Origin of the sequence: Cupriavidus sp. 2SB, assembly GCF_005503625.1 — a bacterium.
Taxonomy (GTDB): Bacteria; Pseudomonadota; Gammaproteobacteria; order Burkholderiales; family Burkholderiaceae; genus Cupriavidus.
In genome coordinates, this window is record NZ_SCMX01000047.1 from 13,502 (window position 1) to 33,415 (window position 19,914).

At 63.5% G+C, this 19,914-nt stretch carries 19 protein-coding genes and 1 pseudogene; 11 read left to right on the top strand and 9 right to left on the bottom strand.

The features are described 5' to 3' along the window. Positions 1 to 9 precede the first annotated feature (9 nt). The 3 genes from FFS21_RS20400 to FFS21_RS20410 all read left to right on the top strand — a co-directional run bounded on the left by FFS21_RS20400 (position 10) and on the right by FFS21_RS20410 (position 2,089). Positions 10 to 600, top strand: a complete 591-nt coding sequence (locus FFS21_RS20400) for a helix-turn-helix domain-containing protein (RefSeq protein WP_137926608.1) — start codon at positions 10 to 12, stop codon at positions 598 to 600. Between the two features lie 89 nt (positions 601 to 689). Beyond that, positions 690 to 1,727 carry a Bug family tripartite tricarboxylate transporter substrate binding protein gene (locus tag FFS21_RS20405; protein ID WP_137926609.1) on the top strand — a complete coding sequence of 346 codons (1,038 nt, stop codon included), beginning with the start codon at positions 690 to 692 and terminating at the stop codon, positions 1,725 to 1,727. Positions 1,728 to 1,804: 77 nt separating this feature from the next. Further along, positions 1,805 to 2,089 (top strand): hypothetical protein, encoded by a 285-nt coding sequence (locus tag FFS21_RS20410; protein ID WP_137926610.1) that lies wholly within the window; start codon positions 1,805 to 1,807, stop codon positions 2,087 to 2,089. 79 nt (positions 2,090 to 2,168) lie between these two features. Here FFS21_RS20410 and FFS21_RS20415 read toward each other — a convergent pair whose 3' ends face one another. Further along, positions 2,169 to 2,423 carry a translation initiation factor 1 gene (locus tag FFS21_RS20415; protein ID WP_137926638.1) on the bottom strand — a complete coding sequence of 85 codons (255 nt, stop codon included), beginning with the start codon at positions 2,421 to 2,423 and terminating at the stop codon, positions 2,169 to 2,171. 11 nt (positions 2,424 to 2,434) lie between these two features. Continuing rightward, positions 2,435 to 2,656 (bottom strand): translation initiation factor IF-1, encoded by a 222-nt coding sequence (infA, locus tag FFS21_RS20420; protein ID WP_101682497.1) that lies wholly within the window; start codon positions 2,654 to 2,656, stop codon positions 2,435 to 2,437. Positions 2,657 to 3,330: 674 nt separating this feature from the next. Here infA and FFS21_RS20425 point away from each other — a divergent pair. After that, positions 3,331 to 3,534, top strand: a complete 204-nt coding sequence (locus FFS21_RS20425) for a cold-shock protein (protein ID WP_010812830.1) — start codon at positions 3,331 to 3,333, stop codon at positions 3,532 to 3,534. 100 nt (positions 3,535 to 3,634) lie between these two features. Here the strand turns inward: FFS21_RS20425 and FFS21_RS20430 are convergent, their stop codons facing one another. Continuing rightward, positions 3,635 to 4,567 carry a LysR substrate-binding domain-containing protein gene (locus FFS21_RS20430; protein ID WP_249359516.1) on the bottom strand — a complete coding sequence of 311 codons (933 nt, stop codon included), beginning with the start codon at positions 4,565 to 4,567 and terminating at the stop codon, positions 3,635 to 3,637. An 85-nt stretch (positions 4,568 to 4,652) separates the two neighbouring features. Here FFS21_RS20430 and FFS21_RS20435 point away from each other — a divergent pair, with 85 nt between their 5' ends. Both FFS21_RS20435 and FFS21_RS20440 read left to right on the top strand, forming a co-directional pair. Then, the gene (locus FFS21_RS20435) at positions 4,653 to 5,873 is read left to right on the top strand and encodes a M20 aminoacylase family protein (protein WP_249359518.1); all 1,221 of its coding nucleotides are present in this window, start codon (positions 4,653 to 4,655) and stop codon (positions 5,871 to 5,873) included. Between the two features lie 23 nt (positions 5,874 to 5,896). Further along, positions 5,897 to 6,880 (top strand): Bug family tripartite tricarboxylate transporter substrate binding protein, encoded by a 984-nt coding sequence (locus tag FFS21_RS20440; protein ID WP_137926612.1) that lies wholly within the window; start codon positions 5,897 to 5,899, stop codon positions 6,878 to 6,880. 26 nt (positions 6,881 to 6,906) lie between these two features. Here the strand turns inward: FFS21_RS20440 and FFS21_RS20445 are convergent, their stop codons facing one another. After that, complete coding sequence (locus FFS21_RS20445; protein WP_137926613.1) at positions 6,907 to 7,935, bottom strand: AraC family transcriptional regulator; 1,029 nt, start codon at positions 7,933 to 7,935, stop codon at positions 6,907 to 6,909. 142 nt (positions 7,936 to 8,077) lie between these two features. Between FFS21_RS20445 and kce the strand changes: the two genes are divergently transcribed. From kce to FFS21_RS20470, 5 genes are all read left to right on the top strand, one after another. Continuing rightward, entirely contained in the window at positions 8,078 to 9,013 is a 936-nt protein-coding gene (gene kce / locus FFS21_RS20450) for a 3,5-dioxohexanoate:acetyl-CoA acetone transferase (protein WP_137926614.1), read from the top strand. A 103-nt stretch (positions 9,014 to 9,116) separates the two neighbouring features. Further along, positions 9,117 to 10,496, top strand: coding sequence for an MFS transporter (locus FFS21_RS20455; protein WP_249359519.1), 1,380 nt, complete (start codon positions 9,117 to 9,119; stop codon positions 10,494 to 10,496). Positions 10,497 to 10,528: 32 nt separating this feature from the next. Then, positions 10,529 to 11,269: a 3-oxoacyl-ACP reductase FabG gene (fabG, locus tag FFS21_RS20460; protein WP_137926615.1), complete on the top strand. Its 741-nt coding sequence runs from the start codon at positions 10,529 to 10,531 to the stop codon at positions 11,267 to 11,269. A gap of 30 nt (positions 11,270 to 11,299) precedes the next feature. Continuing rightward, on the top strand, positions 11,300 to 12,091 hold the full coding sequence (locus tag FFS21_RS20465) for an SDR family oxidoreductase (RefSeq protein ID WP_137926616.1): 792 nt from the start codon (positions 11,300 to 11,302) through the stop codon (positions 12,089 to 12,091). A gap of 220 nt (positions 12,092 to 12,311) precedes the next feature. Then, entirely contained in the window at positions 12,312 to 13,019 is a 708-nt protein-coding gene (locus FFS21_RS20470) for a hydrolase (RefSeq protein ID WP_137926617.1), read from the top strand. A gap of 176 nt (positions 13,020 to 13,195) precedes the next feature. Here the strand turns inward: FFS21_RS20470 and FFS21_RS20475 are convergent. From FFS21_RS20475 to FFS21_RS20495, 5 genes and pseudogenes are all read right to left on the bottom strand, one after another. After that, a pseudogene (locus FFS21_RS20475) lies at positions 13,196 to 14,313 on the bottom strand (alkene reductase). Between the two features lie 52 nt (positions 14,314 to 14,365). Continuing rightward, positions 14,366 to 16,630: a xanthine dehydrogenase family protein molybdopterin-binding subunit gene (locus FFS21_RS20480; protein ID WP_137926618.1), complete on the bottom strand. Its 2,265-nt coding sequence runs from the start codon at positions 16,628 to 16,630 to the stop codon at positions 14,366 to 14,368. Then, positions 16,627 to 17,109, bottom strand: coding sequence for a (2Fe-2S)-binding protein (locus tag FFS21_RS20485; protein ID WP_137926619.1), 483 nt, complete (start codon positions 17,107 to 17,109; stop codon positions 16,627 to 16,629). The genes FFS21_RS20480 and FFS21_RS20485 overlap by 4 nt, the downstream gene beginning before the upstream one ends. Then, positions 17,106 to 18,392, bottom strand: a complete 1,287-nt coding sequence (locus tag FFS21_RS20490) for a c-type cytochrome (protein WP_137926620.1) — start codon at positions 18,390 to 18,392, stop codon at positions 17,106 to 17,108. Before FFS21_RS20490 ends, FFS21_RS20485 begins: the two co-directional genes overlap by 4 nt. A gap of 247 nt (positions 18,393 to 18,639) precedes the next feature. After that, positions 18,640 to 19,839 (bottom strand): MFS transporter, encoded by a 1,200-nt coding sequence (locus FFS21_RS20495; RefSeq protein WP_212745258.1) that lies wholly within the window; start codon positions 19,837 to 19,839, stop codon positions 18,640 to 18,642. Positions 19,840 to 19,914: the final 75 nt, after the last annotated feature.

Below are 19,914 nucleotides of genomic sequence, written 5' to 3' on the forward strand. Positions count from 1 at the left end.
ATCGACCGCATGGCAAAGACCGCGCGCCCCACTCCCGAACCGGCCGACAGCAAGTCGGCCACGCTGACGCTTGGCGTCAAACTGCGCCACGCCCGGCTGGTTGCCGGCTACACGCTGCTGCAACTGGCCGGCAAGGCCGGCTGCTCCGAAAGCCTGATCTCCAAGGTCGAGCGCGGATTGGCCACGCCGTCCTTCACCACGCTGCACCGGCTGGCTGTGGCGCTGGACACCAACATCGGCACGCTGACCAGCGAAGAAGAACCCAACCAGTCGCCCATCCTGCGCAACGGCGAACGCCCCGTCATCCGCGCAGGCGGCGTGGCATTGGAACGCGTGGTATTGCCCAAGCGCGGCGGGCTGCTGCAGGCCAACATCCACATCGTCTGGCCCGGTCAGGCCAGCGACGGGCAGATCGAGCATCAGGGCGAGGAAGTGGGCTATGTGCTTGAAGGACACCTTGAACTGATGCTTGGCGACGACATCCACCGGATCGGTCCCGGCGACGCCTTCACGTTTTCCAGTCAGGTGCCGCACGGCTATCGCAATGTTGGCGACGTGGTAGCGCGTGTGCTCTGGGTGAACTCCCCAGCCACGTTCTGAGTATTCCGAGTCCGGACAGATCGATGCGGCGCGGCCGGTATAATCCGCCGCTGCTAGTCATTACCCAACACGCGTTGTCTGGATCTGTCATGCCTCAAACCTGCGCAGCGGTGCCGCGCCTCCGAAACATCGATCGCCGGAACGCCGCGCGAACCCTCCTGAACGTGGCGCTCGCATTGGTCGTCACAGCAAGCGGCCTGGCTACGGCCCCGGCGCTTGCCGATACCAGCTTTCCCGCCAAGCCGATCCGCCTGGTGATTCCGTTCCCGCCGGGCGGCGGTACCGACATCCTGGCGCGCCTTGTGGCCAACCAGGTATCGCAGTCCACCAAGTGGACGTTCGTGCCGGACAACAAACCCGGCGCGGGCGGCACGCTGGGTATCGCGGAAGTCGTACGCGCGGCGCCCACCGGCTACGAACTCGTGATGGGCCAGAAAGACAATCTCGTCGTGGCACCGTGGCTCTACAAGACCGTCTCGTACGTGCCGTCGCGTGACCTGATCGCGATCAGCCACGTTGGCTACACCCCGATCGTCATCGTCACCTCGGCCAATTCGAAGTACAAGACGCTGGCCGATGTGGTGGCCGCCGCGAAGTCGCATCCGGAATCCATCAAGTACGGTTCGCCCGGCAACGGCACCACGATCCACCTGGCCGCCGAGATTTTCAGCCAGGCTGCCGGCATCAAGCTGCTGCACGTGCCATACAAGGGCTCGAACGCCGCGATGATGGACGCCATGGCGGGCAACGTGGACCTGATGGTGGCATCCGTCCCCTCGGCCCTTGCACAAGTGAAGGCCGGCAAGCTGCGCGCGCTGGCGGTGACATCGGCCAGCCGCAGCACGTCGCTGCCCAATGTGCCCACCGTGGCGGAGAGCGGCTACAAGGACGTTGACGTCAGTACCTGGTACGGGATCTTCGCGCCGGCCAAGACGCCGGCCAGCGTGGTGGAACGCATCGGTGCCGAAGTCAACAAGGTACTCGCCACGCCTGAAGTCATCCAGGCCATCCACGACCAGGGCGCCGAGGCCAAGCTCATGACGCCGAAGCAATTCTCCGATCTGGTGGATAGCGACTACCGGAAATGGAAATCCATCGTCGAACGATCGGGCGCACGGGTGGAGTAATTGGGAAGGGCCTGAAATACTGACTGGGCCGGGCGGAAAGAGCGTACAGTCGTCTGATAGACGAACAGGAGCACGCAATGGACAATCATCCGGCCGCCAATAGCAAGGGGTTCGATCTCTATCCGCTGGTCTACAAATGCGAGCCGCCGCGCGAATGGCACGAGCGCCGGCCGGATCGGTCGTACAAGGCTTCCGTGGTGATCTGCCGCGAAGGCGTACAGCCATCCGCAGACAATGGCCGGGTCTTCCACGTTCCCGTGACGCAATGGGGAAACGTGGGCGAAGCCAAGCGCGCAGCCGTGCAGCACGGCTCCGACATCATCGACGGACTGGTGCCCGGCGAGTCGGTGGCAGGACTGTGAGGGCGGGACGATAAAGATGTGCAGGACTACCCGGGCAGGACGCCATCGCCCGGGCTGAAAACGCCGGTCGGCGAATTGCCTAGATACCGAACTCGGGCCCGCCGTATTGGGCCAGCAGCGATTCGATCAGCGCCATGTCCTGCGTTTGCGGCGTGCGGTCTTCCACCGCACGCGACGGACCGCAATAGGTAGCGGTGACGTGGCGGCGCACCATCAGCACACCACCTTCTGGCGGGCTCACGTCAACCACGGGCCAGGGAGTATGCCGATAGCTACCGGCAACCCAGCCCGCAGGCGTGAGATGCAATTCTTCCCATTCCTCGCTGGTCGACATTGGCTGCGCCATCAGTTCTTGTGGCGGTAGTTGATGCGGCCCTTTGTCAGGTCGTAGGGCGACATTTCCAGCGTCACGCGATCGCCAGCCAGCACGCGAATGCGATTCTTCTTCAGGCGTCCGGACGAATACGCCCAGACTTCGAAGCCGTTTTCCAGGATCACGCGAAAGCGATTGTCGGGCAGGACTTCAGATACCTTGCCGCCAAATTCCACCAGTTCTTCTTTAGCCAAAAATGCTCCTTGTTGTGGCGGAGCGGGTCAGGGTGCAGCACGCACATGCCTCATGCCCTGGGGCATGCGATGTTCCTTGCTTTCCTGGCAGCCGGTCGCCATTGCAGAAATCAGTGATCGGTGCCGCATCTCGCCCGGATGGCAAATCGCGAAAACCGAACTGTCGTGAGGGAGGCCTTGCTTGCACAACCGGCGCCGGTATTGGCGAATCGGTTGCGGAGCGGACGCGCCGCTGGGCGGGGTGAGGTTTGCCGGCGACTGTCGCCGTGAACAGACCGGGCACAAGCCCGATCGACCGCTATTGCTCTTCTAGTGATGTTGTCTTGCGGCCGGCGCGCGATGTTCGACACATGTCGATGAAGGGAGCGCTGGCGAATCATACCACCTATGGGGGGAGCCCACCGGCCCCCACCCATTCGTGGCGGCGGCTTCGGCGCGGAACCCAGGCAGGTTGTGCAGCCGACCGCACGTGCGTCACCGTAAATTCGCCGAAGCCGTGTTGACAGCCTTTGCGGTTACGGGTATAAAAACTCCCGCAAGATCTTCAAGCAGCAACCCGAAGCACAAGGTGCCAGCCCTCTGTGGCGCCACTTTTCTCCATGTTTCTTCCTTGATCGTCATGCCTCGCTAACAGTTATCGGTTGGCGAGAATCTATTTTTTAAGGAATCCGCACATGGAAACCGGCACTGTTAAGTGGTTCAACGACTCGAAGGGTTTTGGCTTCATCACCCCGGACGCAGGCGGTAACGACCTGTTCGCTCACTTCTCGGAAATCCAGGGCAACGGCTTCAAGTCGCTCCAGGAAGGCCAGAAGGTTCGCTACGTCGCAGGCGTTGGCCAAAAGGGCCCGGCAGCGACCAAGATCGAGCCGATCTAAGTCTCTGAGTCGTACCGCTGTAAGAAAGAATCCCGGCCCTGCCGGGATTTTTTTTCGCCTGTCGATCGATCAGTGCCGTGGGCAGATCGATCCCCGCGCGCTACCGCCCGAGTTGCCTGACGAAAAGCTCGGCCAGCATGCGAGCCGACGTGCCCAGTGGCATGGCGCGCAGTCGGATCAGACCCGCCTGCATGGCGGGCGGTAGTGGGGACACGGCAGAGAAAGCCTGTAGGCCGTTGCTGTAGAGCGGATCGGCCAGCAACCGCGTGGGGCAATAGCCGATCGCATCGGTGCGCCGCATCAGTTCCGTCATCAGCGTTGGCGATGTGCACGCCGTGATCCGGTGCGGCACAGGCAGGCCGCTCGCCCGCAACCATGCCAGCAGCGTTTCGCTCTGGCTGCCCGGCGAGAGGTTCAGCGTCCACTGGGCGTCCACCAATGCGTCCCAGTGCGTCGCGCCGGCCAGCGGATGCCCCACTCTGCCGGCGGGAACGGCGGTCACCGCCAGCAGCGGCTCGAAAGTCAGTTCGGGCGGAAGGTCCTCTGGATCGGCAATGGCAATGGCGAAGTCCAGCCGCCCTTCGATCAGACGCGGAATCAGGTCGGCAAGAAAGCCCTCGCTCAACGACAGTGTCGCGTCGGGCTGCCGAGCCGTGAAAGCCTCCCAGACCCGGGGCAGCACATCGAGCGCCAGCAAAGGCGTGACGGCGGCGGTCACATGCGCGCCGGCCCCACCCTGCAGCGCCCGAATCTCGTCACGCGCCCGTTCCAGAGACGCCAGCGCCAGCCGCGCGTTGGTCAGCAGCACGCGTCCCGCCGCCGTGAAATCCACGCCCTTGTGGCTGCGCACCAGCAGCTCCGTCCCCACATCGTCTTCCAACTCGCGCAACGCCTTGGTCAGCGCGCTCTGGCTGAGATGCAGGCTGCGGGAGGCCGCGCGGATGGTGCCGCTTTCGGCAACCTGGACAAGGGCTCGGAGCTGATGCTGGCGCATGGCAAGGACTCGCGGATGTCGGGAGGGGGTGAACACCATGGGTGTTCACCTCGGAAAATATACCGCTAATTGGTTTTCGTCGTGGGCCATATGATGGAGCAGACCAAATCGCTCGCCATTGCCCATGAACCAAGCGACACACGCCACCCTCAGTACTCCCGATGCAGACAGCATGACGGCTTGGCGTCACCAGTTTCATCGCCATCCCGAACTGGGCTTTGAAGAATTCCGGACCAGCGCCTTTGTCGCGGAGAAGCTGAAGACGTGGGGCTATGACGTCACCACCGGCATTGCGGGGACAGGACTCGTCGGGCGGCTGCGCTTCGGCAATGGCGGTCCCCGCCTCGGTCTGCGTGCCGAGATGGACGCGCTGCCGATCCAGGAAGCCACGGGGCTGCCATGGGCCAGTGAGGTGCCCGGCAAGATGCACGGGTGCGGCCATGATGGCCACACGGCCATGCTGCTGGGCGCGGCGCAGCGTCTGGCAGCCATGCAGCAACAGGGCGTGGACTGGAACGGCACGCTGCACCTGATCTTCCAGCCGGCGGAGGAGCTGGGCGGCGCTGGTGGAGCGCGGCGGATGATGGACGAAGGTCTGTTCGACAACTTTCCGTGCGATGCCGTGTTCGCCATGCACAACTACCCGGGACGCCCAGTGGGACGCTTCTATGTGAGAGATGGCGCGTTCATGGCTTCATCCGACCGTGCAGTGATTACCTTCCACGGCGTCGGCGGCCACGGCGCCATGCCGCAACTGGCGGCCGATCCGACCATTGCCGCCGCGTCGACCGTGATGGCGCTGCAAAGCATCGTCGCGCGCAATGTCGATCCGCAGGCCGCCGCCGTCATTACCGTGGGGCGCCTTGAGGCGGGCACCACGTACAACATCATCCCGGAGTCCGCCGAACTGGAACTCAGCATCCGGGCCTTGCAGCCGGACGTGCGCGCGCTACTCGAGCGGCGCATCCACGAGGTAGCTGCCGGCCAGGCTTCGACGTTCGGGCTGCGGCATACCGTCATCTATGAACGCGGCTATCCCGTGCTGGTGAACACCGGGCCAGAGACAGCGCTCGCCGTGAAGGTCGCGCGCAAGCTGTACGGCGACGATTGCGTCGATGACGATGCCACGCCGCTCTGCGCCAGCGAAGACTTCGCCTACATGCTGGCGGAGCGGCCCGGCTGCTACCTGATGATCGGCAATGGCGACAATGGCCACGCGGCCGGTGTGCCGACCGGCCCGTGCAGCGTGCACAACCCTTCCTACGATTTCAACGACCGCTGCCTGGATACGGGCGCGGCATTCTGGGTGGCACTTGCCACCGAATTCTTCCACCCCACCGCCTGACTGCCATGAACCCGATTCGCCGAATGCTTGCCCGCTGCACGTTTGCCGCTGTCGCCACGGTTGGCCTGTTCGCCACACCCGGCGCGAGCGCGGCGGACGCGTATCCCTCCAGACCGGTGGTGCTGATGGTGCCGTATCCGGCTGGCGGACTCTCCGATGCGATTGCACGCAGCATGAACGCGCGCCTCTCGAAGGCGCTGGGCCAGCCCGTGGTGATCGAGAACCTGGGCGGCGTCAGCGGCGCCATGGCGGCACAGAAGGTATTGAACGCGCCTGCCGACGGCTACATGATCTTCCTCGGCTCGCCCAACGAGGTCATCCTTGCGCCGCTCTCGAACGCGGCGGTCAAGCTGCGCACCGAAGACTTCCGGCTGCTGACTCCGGTGACCGTCAACCGGCTTGTGATGGTGGCGCGGCCCGACCTGCCGGCGCGCACAGTCGATGAGGTCATCGCGCTCGCCAAGGCCAATCCTGCCAAGCCGCTGACGTATGGCAGCGTCGGTCCAGGTTCGATGTATCACCTTGTGACCGAAGACATGGCAACGCGTACACACATCGGCGTCAGCCATATCCCGTACAAAGGCATGGCACCGCTCGTCCAGGACCTGGCCGGGAAGAATGTCGATTTCGCGATCCTTCCTTATGCCACCAGTTTCCGTGGCCTGGCAGACCAGGGCAGGCTGAAACTCGTAGGCTGGGCGGGAAACAGCCGCAGCAAGACCGATCCGGCCATTCCGGCCTTCGGTGAAGGCACGCAGTTGAAGGATTTCGACCAGGCAACCTGGGCCGGGATCATGGTCAAACAGGGCACGCCGGAGGCGGTGGTCACGCGCCTGTATCAGGCCCTCGTCGAGACGCTGCAAGATCCGCAGGTAGCCAGCGGCCTGGAAGCAACGGGCGCGGAAGTGGCCAAGCCAAGCTCCCTGACAGACGCCCAGCGCTTCCTGCAGGCAGAAACCGGTAAATTCCGCGCCATGGCGAAGCGGATCAATCTGCAGCCGCAATAAACGCTTCCGGACCGAGCATCTCGCGCTCAGGGTCCGCGCAGTTCGGTCAGGCTCTTTCCCGTCCAGCGCTTGAGCGCGCGACGAAAATTCGCGGTGTCGCTGAAGCCCAGCAGCATCGCGATATCGTCGCCGCTCATCCTGGTCGTCTTCAGGTATTCCGTCGCCAGCGAGCGCCGGACGTCATCGACAATGGCGACGAATGAAGTGCCCTCCGCATCCAGCCGTCGACGCAACGTCCGGCTTGTCATATTGAATGCGCTCGCAACCGCCTCCATCGACGGAAACTCTCCGGGGCTGCGCATCAGGAACTGGTAGACCTCGCCCGACGCACCGATCGATGTCTTGGCTTGCCCGATCAGCCGGTCGCAGGTTTCCTGCAGCAATGCCGCGGTGTGCAGGTGCGCGAGTTGCGGCTTGTGGTCAAGGATCGCGCTGTCGTAGATGAGTTCGCAAGCCTGCTGGTCGAAGGCGCAGGGGCAGCACAGGTATTCCTCGTAGATGGCAGCGTAGTGCGGCGCCGGATAGGCGAAATTTGCCTGCACAGGCGGGCAACTCTTCCCGGCCACGTCCTGCAAGTGCGTGACGTGCTGCGTGAACTGCTGCTCCAGCAGGAACTGCTGGACTTCACGGGATTGATTCGACGCGAAGGCATCGGGAAACGTCCACACGCCCCGGTCTGGGTACTCCGTCCAGGCGATGGTCAACGTGGGCGTTGCAAGTCGGTGGTATTTGACCCCGAGCCTGAAATAGTCGCGCAGCGACAGGCACGACATCAGCGCGTAGCCATACATCCCGTAGGCGGACAGATGCAGCCGGGACCCCGTCCGGAAAGGTGTCGCAGGGTCGGACGACAACGCCACGGCATTGCTGCAGACGGCGGCGTACTGTCGCACGGAAGTCAGCACCGCGGCATCGTAGATCTCATCCGGTTCGATGCCGGACCCTTTCAAACTGTCAACGGGTTCGATGCCTTGCTCGGCCAGCACCTCGACCAATGCCGCGATCTTGTACGGCGCGTGCACGCGCTCATTGGGAAGCGATAGTTTCGACGTCACGGCTTTGTTCCAGTTTGTCCTGCAAGGACTCCCTCTTGTCCGGAAATGACCTTACGGGGCGCATCCTATCTCACTACTATCCGTATCACAAGATTCGGGCGAGCGCGGACTGGCGCCGCCCGAAGGACACTGGAGACAAGCCTTGAGCAGCAACCGCAAAGTCATCATTTCCTGCGCCGTGACGGGCTCGGCACACGTACCGTCGATGTCGGAATACCTGCCCATCACGCCTGCCGAGATCCGCGCCCAAGCACTGGAAGCCGCGCAAGCCGGCGCGGCCATCCTGCATCTGCACGCGCGCAACCCGTCGGACGGCCGCCCCACCCCGAAACCGGAAGTCTTCCGGGAGTTCGTGCCCGATATCGCGCGTGAAACCGACGCGGTCATCAACATTTCCACCGGCGGCAGCACGCGCATGTCACTCGACGAGCGACTGGCCTATGCGCGCGTCGCCCGCCCGGAGATGTGCTCGCTGAACATGGGTTCGATGAACTTCTCGCTGCATCCGGTTGCCGAGAAGATGACGTCATGGCGCTTCGACTGGGAGAAGGAGTATGTCGAAGGCATGGAGGACATGATCTTCCGCAACACGTTCCGGGACATCAAGAACATCCTGACCGAGTTCCGCGACCACGGCACACGCTTCGAATTCGAGTGCTACGACGTGGGCCACCTCTACAATCTCGCCCACTTCATCGACGCGGGCCTGATCAAGCCTCCGTTCTTCATCCAGTCTGTGTTCGGCATCCTGGGTGGTATCGGCGCCGACCCCGAGAACCTGTCCCTGATGCGCGCCACGGCCGACAGGCTTTTCGGCCGCGAAAATTATCACTTCTCGATACTCGGCGCAGGCCGCCACCAGATGCCGCTCGTCACCATGGGCGCCATCCTTGGTGGGAACGTTCGCGTGGGGCTCGAGGACAGTGTCTACCTATCCAAGGGCGTAAAGGCGAAAAGCAATGCGGAACAGGTTCGCAAGATCCGACGAATCCTCGAGGAGCTTTCCTTCGAGATCGCCACGCCCGCCGAGGCACGGCAAATGCTGTGCCTCAAAGGCAGGGACGCCGTTTCGTTCTAATCATCCCGCTTCATTTCTATCGTCCCATGCGCAAGGCCGGACGCCTGCTACCAGCATCCGGCCATAACAACAAAAGCCATGGGATCCACACCGGAGACAACTCATGACAACGAACACCGCTGAGCGCAGTGCCGATGGCCTGCATGCGCGCGCCACGCGCAAAGCCATGCTGCGACTCATCCCGATCCTGTGCGGGATCTACTTCCTCTCGTTCATCGATCGAACCAATGTGGCGCTGGCCAAGGCCCATCTCGCGGCAGACCTCGGCATCAGCGCCGCCGCGTATGGGCTGGGCGCCGGCATTTTCTTCCTGGGCTACGCACTGCTGGAAGTGCCCAGCAACCTCATCGCGCATCGCATCGGACCGCGCCGCTGGATCGCGCGCATCGCGGTCACCTGGGGCGCATTGTCGGCGGGCATGATGTTCGTGCAGGGGGAATGGTCGTTCTATGCGCTGCGTGTGCTGCTTGGCATCGCGGAAGCGGGCCTGTTCCCGGCGCTGATGTATATGGTCACGCTGTGGTTCGCGCCCAAGGATCGCGCGGTTGCGGTCGGCTGGATCTATACGGCCCCGGCGGTGGCGCTCATCATCGGCAATCCCATCGGCATCGGCCTCATGCAACTCGACGGTCTTGGCGGACTGCATGGATGGCAATGGATGTTCCTGCTCGAAGGGCTGCCTACCGTGGTCATCGGCTGCATCCTCTATTTCATCCTGCCCGATCGGCCGACCGATGTGAAATGGCTGACGCCAGAAGAAAGCCGTTCGCTGGAGGCACATGCCGTGATCGACGCGCATGGCCACGCCCATCTGTTCTCCGGCGACTGGGTGTCGGCGCTCAAGAGACCCACCACGCTCTGCATCAGCCTGATTTACTTCCTGAACCAGATTGCGTTTGTGGGGCTGTACTTCTTCACGCCCTCCATCGTCTCGCAGATGAACGTGAAGTCTCCGGTGCTGATCGCCATCCTGTCGAGCAGCGTGGGCTTTGGTTTTCTGATTGGCGTCTTGCTGCTGCCGCGCATCCATCGCCGGATGCACAGCGACTGTGTCTACCTCGGCATCCTGACCATGGGAGTGGTCGTGGCAGCTTCCGCATTTATCTCCACGTCGAATGAGACCGCGCAGATTGCACTGCTGGCAGCGGCAGGGTTCTTCGGCGGCGGCGTGTTGCCCTCTTACTGGTCCATCGCCATGAAGCGTTTGCACGGCGTACAGGCAGCAGCCGGGTTGGCGTTCATCAACACCATCGGATTGCTCGGCGGATTTGTCGGACCCTACTTGTTTGGCCTCGCCGAGACGGCGACAGGCAAGAGTTCCAGCGGGTTCTACGTCATCCTGGCCGCCGCAGTACTCGGCCTTGTCATGATCCCGATGCTCGCCCGCGCCATCCGTACCGAAGGCCACCCGGTGGCTTCCGGCGACGCGACGGCGGAACTGCGTAACTCCGGGTCACGCACGATCACCAAGGCTAACGCCTGACACTTGGCAAGCAGCACGAAAGAGAGGCAGTCATGAAGCTAGCAGGAAAGGTCGCCATCATCACGGGCGCGGCACAGGGAATCGGCGCGGCAACGGCACGCAAGTTTGCGCAGGAAGGCGCCATCGTCGTGCTATGCGACCTCAAGCAGGATGCCGTGGGCGAGGTGGTCGCTGCCTGTCGGGAAGACGGCGCGACCGCCATCGGATTCGGCCTGGACGTGGCGAATCCCGCCGCCGTATCCGACATGGTTGCAGAAGTGGTCGCCCAGTTCGGACGCGTGGATATCCTGGTGAACAACGCCGGCATTACGCGCGATGCCAAGCTCCAAAAGATGACGACCCAGCAGTTCGATGACGTCATCGACGTCAATCTCCGCAGCGTGTTCCATGTCACGCAGGCGGTGGTGGACGGCATGGTGGAGCGCGGTTCGGGCGTCATCCTCAATGCCAGTTCCGTGGTGGGCCTCTATGGCAATTTCGGTCAGACAAACTACGCCGCCGCCAAGTTTGGCGTCATCGGCTTCACCAAGACCTGGAGCCGCGAACTGGGGCCGAAGGGCATCCGCGTGAACGCCGTGGCACCGGGCTTCATCGAGACGCCCATCCTGTCCACCGTGCCCGACGAGGTACTGGAGAAGATGCGCAATCAGGTGCCATTGCGTAGATTGGGAAAGCCGGAAGAAATCGCTAGTATCTACGCCTTCCTTGCCGGCCCTGATGCAAGCTATATCAACGGCGCCGTCATCGAAGCATCCGGTGGCATGACGCTCTGATTGCATGCCCTACAACATGAGGAGACACATATGAACGCACTGGCACTGCTACGGCCACGCCCTGGTCTGCGTGTGCTAATCACGGGCGGCGGCTCCGGCATTGGTGCCGGCATCGCCGAAGCCTTTCTCCAGGCCGAGGCCAACGTCTACGTCTGCGACGTCGACGGCGCCGCGCTCGAATCGCTGAAAGCGACAAACCGCACGTTGCACACGGGCATCGCCGATGTCGGCAAACGGGAGGACGTTGACCGCATCGTGGCCGATGCCGGCGCCAGGCTGGGCGGGATCGATATTCTCGTCAACAACGCGGGCATTGCCGGGCCCACCGGTGGCGTCGAAACTATCGATCCACTGGAGTGGGAACGCACCGTCACAACGAACCTGCACAGCCAGTTCAACTTTGTGCGTGGGGTCGTACCGTTGATGAAGCAGACATCGGACTGCCCCGGCATCATCGCCATGTCGTCCGTCGCAGGCCGTCTCGGATACGCCTACCGTACGCCCTACGCCGCAACAAAATGGGCCATTGTCGGCATGGTGAAATCACTGGCCATCGAACTCGGACCCAGCAATGTCCGCGTCAACGCCATCCTGCCCGGCGTGGTGCAAGGCGAGCGCATGGACCGCGTCATCGCAGCGAGAGCCGAATCGCTCGGTATCGGCTTCGACGCGATGCGCGAACAGTATCTCCAGAAAATCTCGCTGCGCCGCATGGTGACCGTGGAAGACATCGCAGCCATGACGCTGTTCCTGGCATCGCCCGCTGCACACAACGTTTCCGGACAGGCCATCAGTGTCGATGGCAACGTCGAATATCTCTGATCCCGTGCCGAAGAATTGCGCGATGAATTAGCCCCTTCCTATCGATTCAATAAATTTGAACAACTATGACAGCGAACCCCCGTTTTTCTCCGACGGGGCGGCCGCTATAGTTCAGCACATGGACAGCGCAGCAACGCAACGAAGCAAAACAAAGCGAAGCCAGCGCTGCCCGATAAAACCTCAAACTTATTGAATACATTTTTTATACCGGAGAATCACCATGTCGAACGCCAACAACGCCAAGCTGGAAGTCCTGACCCCGCACAACAGCCAACTGATCTTCATCGACCACCAGCCGCAAATGGCCTTCGGTGTGCAGTCGATGGACCGCCAGACCATGAAGAACAACGTCGTGGGCCTGGCCAAGGCAGCCAAGATCTTCGACGTGCCGACCACGATTACCACCGTCGAGAGCGAATCGTTCTCCGGCTATACCTACCCCGAACTGCTCGACGTGTTCCCCGGCAAGGAAACGCTCGAACGCACTTCGATGAATTCCTGGGATGACCAGAAGGTGCGCGACGCACTGGCCGCGAACGGCCGCAAGAAGATCGTCGTCGCCGGCCTGTGGACCGAAGTCTGCAACACCACGTTTGCCCTGTGCGCCATGCTCGAAGGCGACTACGAGATCTACATGGTGGCGGACGCTTCGGGCGGCACGACCAAGGAAGCGCACGACTACGCGATGCAGCGCATGATCCAGGCCGGCGTGGTGCCGGTGACGTGGCAACAAGTGCTGCTCGAATGGCAGCGCGACTGGAAGAACAAGGAAACGTACGACGCCGTGACGAGCCTGGCCAAGGAACACTCGGGCGCCTACGGCATGGGCATCGACTACGCCTACACGATGGTGCACAAGGCCGCGCAACGTACGCAGACGACGCATGAGTCGATTGCTCCGGTGCATGCGCCGGTGATCGAGCGCTAAGCCAAGTCGAGCAAGAAGAAACCAGAATCCGCAATCGTTGGACGCCGGTTCTCCGGAATGAAGGCTGCACGCCGGTATGGATGCAGCCTTCATTTTTTCTTATCAAGAAAGAAGGTCGACCTGTTCCTGTACGGTGCGCCAGCGGCGATGAAGAAGTTGCGCGGGTAGAACCTGCCCTACGCAAGTGCCTTGTAGTCCGTATAGCCCACGGCACCGCCGCCGAAGAAGGTTGCCGGGTCAGGTGCATTCAGCGAGGCGGCCAGGCGGATTCGTGCAGGAAGATCCGGGTTGGCAATGAACGGACGGCCAAACGCGATGATGTCGGCCCGCCCCGAGGCCAACGCCTCCTGCCCCGTCTTGCCATCGTAGCCACCTGCGAGGATGAGGACACCGTGCCACGCTTTGCGCATGGACAGGATCATCTCGTCCCACCGTGGATCGTTGGCCTCGTCCCGGACGTTGCCGACCATCGCGGGTTCCACCAGGTGCAGATAGGCCAGCGACCACTCGTTCAGACGCCGCGCGATGTAACCGAAGGTCTGCATCGGCGTCTCGTCGCCCATGCCCATGAAGCGACCCATCGGCGTCAGCCGAACGCCAACGCGCGACGCGCCAATCTCGTTCGACACCGCTTCCACCACCTCCAGCAGCAGGCGTGCCCGATGCTCCAGACTGCCACCATAGGCGTCGTCGCGATGGTTGCTGTTCGAATTGATGAACTGGTCCAGCAGGTAGCCATTTCCCGCGTGGATCTCCACGCCATCCATGCCCGCCTCGATCGCGTTGCGGGCCGCATAACGGTAGTCCTCCACGATGGCCGCAATGCCTTCGAGGGTCAACGCCTGCGGCGTCGGCACATCGCCCCACACGCCCTTGCCTTCCTCATCGACGATGAACGTCTTTCCCGGAACGGGTAGCGCGCTGGGCGCGACAGGCAGTGCACCGCCGGGCTGGAACGACGGATGCGACACGCGCCCGACATGCCAGAGTTGCAGGAACATCCGGCCACCGGCTTCATGCACCGCCTTGGACACGGCACGCCACCCGGCAATCTGTTCAAGCGAATAGATGCGGGGGTCCACGCATATCCCTGCCCCTGCGGCGAAATCTGCGTGGCTTCGGAAATAATCAATCCAGCCGATGCGCGCTGCCGGTAGTACTCGACGTTCAGCGCGGTGGGCACGTTGCCGGGCTGGCCTGCCCGCGACCGGGTCAACGGTGCCATGGCAATGCGGTTCGGCAACTGGAGCGATCCAATCGTGATTGGCGAGAACAGCGAAAGCGTACGGTCCATGAGAATCTCCAGGATGTGGGGGAAAGAGCGCCGTGAAGGCGCCTCGCGGTAACTAGGGAGCGATCAGGTTCTTCAGCCGCTCACCCGCCAGCGGCATGTCGCGCAGACGGTGACCCGTGGCATCGAACAGTGCATTGCCGATGGCGCCCGCCGTCGGACCCATCGCTGCTTCGGCCACGCCCAGGAACGGCATGCCGGGACGGTCGATCAGGTGTACGTTGACCTGCGCGGGCACCGCCGAGAACCGCAGGATCGGGTATGTGCCCCAGTCGAAACTGCGGATGCCCTGCGGATCGAAGCGAAGCTGTTCGTAGAGACTCCAGCTTGCCGCCTGCAGGATGCCGCCCTCGATCTGGTTGCGCACGCCATCGGGATTGACGATCTGCCCGCAGTCCACCGCGACTTCGGCACGTTCGAGCTTCACCTGACCGGTGTCGCGCTCGACCGATACCTCCACGGCCATCGCCACATACGCCATCAGGTTCTTGTACTTGCCGAATGCAAAGCCCACGCCGTGTCCTGGCTTGCGCGCGGGGCGCGGCCAGCCAAAGCGCTGTGCGGCGAGGCGGATCACGTCGAGCGCGCGCGGATCGTCCATATGGCGGATGCGGAACGGCACCGGGTCGATGCCAGCCGCATGCGCGAGATCGTCCATGAAGGTCTCGATCGTGAACACGTTCATGTGCGCGCCCAGCGAGCGCATGGCCGAGGTGCGCAAAGGCATCGTCGGCGAGAAGTTGTTGACGATGTGGCTGGTCGGCAGCCGATAGAGCGGAATCGCGTTGCGATCCCCACCGCCTTCGGGCTGCAACATCGGCGTGGACGGCGCGGGCGCGAAGGGCTTGGCAAGCAAGGTGGCAGGAAGCAGGCGCCCTGCGTTGACCACGCGCTCGTTGTGCGAACTGCTCCACAACGCATAGTCCCAATCGACGATGGTGCCGTCCGCCGAGAGCGACGCCTTGACCTGCGTGACCATCGCAGGCGTGAAGTGGTCCCAGAGGTTTTCCTGATCGCGCATCCACTGCACGCGTACCGGTTGACCGGGCAGCGCGCGGGCCAGCAGCGCGGCATGTGCGGCGGCATCGTCGGCGGGGTTATGGCCGTAGCAGCCCGAGCCCTCCACATGTACGCAGCGGATCTTGTCCTTGGGCATCGACAGCATTTCCGCCAAGCCGTCGCGCAGCGGATAGACGCCCTGCGAGTGCGTCCAGACAGTGAGCATGCCATCGTCGAGATACCCGACCGCACACGATGGGCCAATCGAACCATGCATCAGATAGTGCTTGGCGTACGTGGCGGACAGCGTCTTCACGGCAGGCGCCATGGGCGCGCGTTGATTGGCGATGACGATGTGTTCCGTGCTGATCTGCTTGAGCTGCGCGTTGACCTGATCGGGCGCAGGTAGCGTGCGCCCCGGCCCCCATCGGCAGCCCGCCGACAGCGCGCGCTGCGCGAGCACGGCCTGCCATTCGCGGCGCGCCACCACGGCCAGCATGTTGCCGTCGCGGACGATGGCGACAAAGCCCGGCGTCGCCCGTGCGGCGGCATCATCGACGGAGAGCAACTGCGCGCCATAGCTTGCGGGCAGCACCACGCGCGCATGCACCATGCCTGGCAGCTTCATGTCCTGCACATAACTCGGTCCGCCCGAGACCTTGCCCGGGATGTCCACGCGATGCATCGATGTGCCGATTACGTTGAACGTAGACGGATCGCGCAACGGCGATGTGGGCGTAGCCACCACATGCAGGTTTACGCGCGGCAGCAGCTCTGCGAAGGTCAGCGCGCGTCCATCCGCTGCGATGATGTGCGCATCGCTCGTCCTGAGCGTGGACGGATCGACGCGCCACATTCGCGCGGCGGCATCGACCATGAGCCCACGCACCTGCGCGGCGGCGTTGAGCAGGGCGCTGCCGCTATCGGCCATGGTATGGCTGCCGGCGGTCAACCCTTCGTCGGGCGAGTGCGCGGTGTCGGCGGTCAGGAACGTCATGCGATGCGGCGCGATCTGCAGTTCCTCGGCGGCCACCTGCCATAGCGCCGTACGGATGCCGGTGCCGAGTTCCACCTTGCCGGTGTAGACCGTGACATGGTTGTCCGGCGCCACCTTGATCCATGCATCGAGATACGGATTCGTCTTGAGGCTGCCGGCGAGCTTCGTGTATTCACGGCCCACGGTTACCGCCGCGCCTTCGTCGGCAAGCACCATCTGCGCCAGTGCCTCGTGCCCCGGCACCAGCGAGAAGCCGACGACGAGCGCGCCTGACACCATGAAAGCCCTGCGGCCGGGGTTGTCGATCTGTTCGTCGTGGCTCATAGCGCTGTCTCCGCTGTACCACCACTTGCTGCGCCCGATGCCGCACGGATGGCAGCAAGGATGCGCATATGCGTGCCGCAGCGGCACAGGTTCGGCTCCATGTGCGCGCGGATCTCGGCATCGGTGGGATGTGGGTTGCGATCAAGCAACGCCTGCGCACGCATCACCATGCCGGCGATGCAGTAGCCGCACTGCGCGGCCTGATGATCGATGAATGCCTTCTGCAAGGGGCCGGGCTTCTCCGCCGTGCCGAGGCTTTCGATCGTGCGCACGGGACGCTTGCCGATGGCCGCAACCGGTGTCACGCACGAGAACGTGGGCTTGCCATCGACGATGACCGTGCATGCGCCGCACTGGCCCATGCCGCAGCCAAACTTCGCGCCGTTCAGCCCCAGGTCTTCACGCAGTGTGTAGAGCAGCGGCGTGGCTGGGTCGATGTCGAGGGTGTGGCTGACGCCGTTGACTGTGAGCTGGATCATCGCGATGCATCTCCCTTGCGGATATCCGCCACCGCCTGCGGCACGTTCTGCCACGGCGATAGCGTCGTATAGGTGGCGCGCAGGTACAACGCCAGATCGGCGATCTGCGCATCGTCCAGCGACTCGCCGAACGCGGGCATGTAGTGCATGGGCTGCTCGCCCTGCCATGGCACGCCGAGCAACATCATCTGGATCACGTTGCGCGGCGTGCTGGCCAGCACCGCGCTGCTGGTGGACAGGCTCGGGCGGTCGCCCACGCTCTGCATCGGTGACTTGTCGCCATGGCACGACGCACACGCGCCGTTGAACAGCACCGCACCGCGAGCGATGGACTGGCGGTCGGCATCTGTTGAAGTGGTAGCGGCCGGATGCTCCACGGGCTGCTGCAACGAGAACAGGTAGGTGGCCATGGCCTGCACATCGGCCAGCGGCACGGTGGCCAACTCTTGCGTGACGGGCAGCATCGGACCCGCCGCCGCGCCGTGGCGCGCCGACATGCCGGTGCGCAGATACGTCACAAGGTCAACCTCGGTCCACGGCGCACGCGCATTCGCCAGCGACACCAGCGAAGGCGCGACCCAACCATCGACCACGCCGCCGTGCAAGGACTTGCCCCAGCTTTCCGCGCCAATCAGATTGAGCGGGCTGTGGCACGCTGCGCAATGGCCGAGTCCGGTCACGAGTTCACGCCCGCGATTCCATGCGGCGCTCTGCGTGGTATCTGGCGCTTCGGGACCCGTGCGTAGAAACAGCACGTTCCAGAACGCGACGAGCGGCCGGAAGTTCAGCGGGAACATCAGGTCGTTGGCCGGTGCCTTGGCAACAACGGGATCGCGCCGCATCAGGAAGGCATATGCCGCAGCGATGTCGTCATCGGACATGCGCGTGTAGTGCACATACGGAAACGCGGGATATAGCTGGTGACCGTCGCGCGCAATGCCACGACGCAGCGCACGCTTGAATGCGTCGAGCGACCACGTGCCGATGCCCGTCTCCGCATCGGGCGTGATGTTGGTGGTGTACAGCGTGCCGAACGGCGTGGCCAGCGGCAGGCCGCCCGCATAGGACTTGCCACCTGGTGCGGTGTGGCAGACCGCGCAATCGCCCAGTGCCACCACGCGTGCGCCGCGTAGTGCGAGTTCGCGGTCGATGGTTGAGGGTGCGGGCGGCTGGATTGGCGCGATGGCCGGCTCCCACATCAGCCATGCCGCCACGGCTATGCCGACCACGGCAACGGCCGCTCCGGTAATGACGATGGGCTTCCATCGGAATCTGGACAACATGTGGTGGACCTCCGCCATCTCTTCTGTGGGTTGCGGCAATCGTAGAAAACACGGGGAAGGCGGACAACTGGCACGTAGTGGAGCACGGCTGACACCATGGTATGGGCTGCGATAAACCAATCCCTTGGCGGTCTGTGCACGGGCTCAGTGTGGTGTGCGATTCAGAAATCGTTGGCGTTGTCCGGAAGCGCGATGCGGCGGTATGCCCTAGGGATGTATCCCAAAGGCATACCGCATCCGACTCGATTCAACGGCGCGACGTCGCGATCAACGCCGCCAGTGAAAGCAGCGCCATGCTGCCTCCCGCCACGACAATGCCGTGCCAGCCGAAGTGCGTGTAGAGCGAGCTGGCGAGCGCGGAGCCTGCCGCGCCGCCGACGAAGATCGCCGTCATGTAGAGCGCGTTCAGGCGTCCACGGCTGTTCGCATCCAGCGCGTAGATGGCCCGCTGGCCCAGCACCATGTTCATCTGCACGGCAAAGTCGAGCAGGACGCCGGTGAGCGCAAGACCGATCACCGCACCGCTACCGCTTGTCAGTCCCGGCAGGAAACTCAGTGCCGCAACGGTCATCGCCGCAAGCGAGGCAACGCGTGTATGTCCGGCATCCGCCAGGCGTCCAGCAATGGGCGCGGCCACGGCACCCAGCGCACCGACCAGTGCGAACAAACCGATTTGCGATTGCGACAGGCCATGTTGCCCAGCCAGTTCCAGCGGCACCGCGGTCCAGAACAGGCTGAACGCGGCGAACAGAAGACCCTGGAACAGCGCGCGCTGACGCAGCAGCGCGTAGCGGGCGAGCAGATGCCACAGCGACGCCAGCAAGCTGCCATAGGTGGCGCGATGTTGCGGCACGCGACGCGGCAGGGTCATCACGATGATCCCGACGGTCAGCAACGTCAGGGCCGCTGCGATCACGAATACCGCGCGCCAACCCAGCCATTGCGCCGCCATGCTTGAAAGCGGGCGCGACAGCAGGATGCCCGACAGCAGGCCGCCCATGATCGTACCGACGGTGCGGCCACGGAGCGCCTCCGGCGCGAGGTGGGCGGCAAGGGGAATCAGGATCTGTACGCTCACAGAACTGAGCCCCAGCAGCAGCGAGACCAGCAGGAAGACACTCGGCTGTGACGACAAGGCGGCACCGGCAAGGCTGGCAGCGGCGGCCACTCCGCTGATGGCCAGCAAGCGGCGGTTCTCCAGCAGATCGGCAAGCGGCACGAGGAAGAAAAGCCCGACCGCGTATCCAATCTGCGTCAGCGAAACGATAACGCTCGCGCGGTCGGTAGAGAGTCCGATCGCAGGGGCGATCAGCTCGATAATCGGCTGGGCATAGTAGAGGTTGGCCACCAGGACGCCGGCGCAGAGCGAAAACAGCGCGACGAGCGCGGGTGACATCGGCGACACCGTCACATTGCCAGCGGGGGAGGGAGAGGCTTGGGTAGACATGGCTCCGGTTCCTGAAAGGGAATGACCGGAGGTTAGTCGTCAGGCGACGTTGCGGGAATCGCAACACGGCGCAAG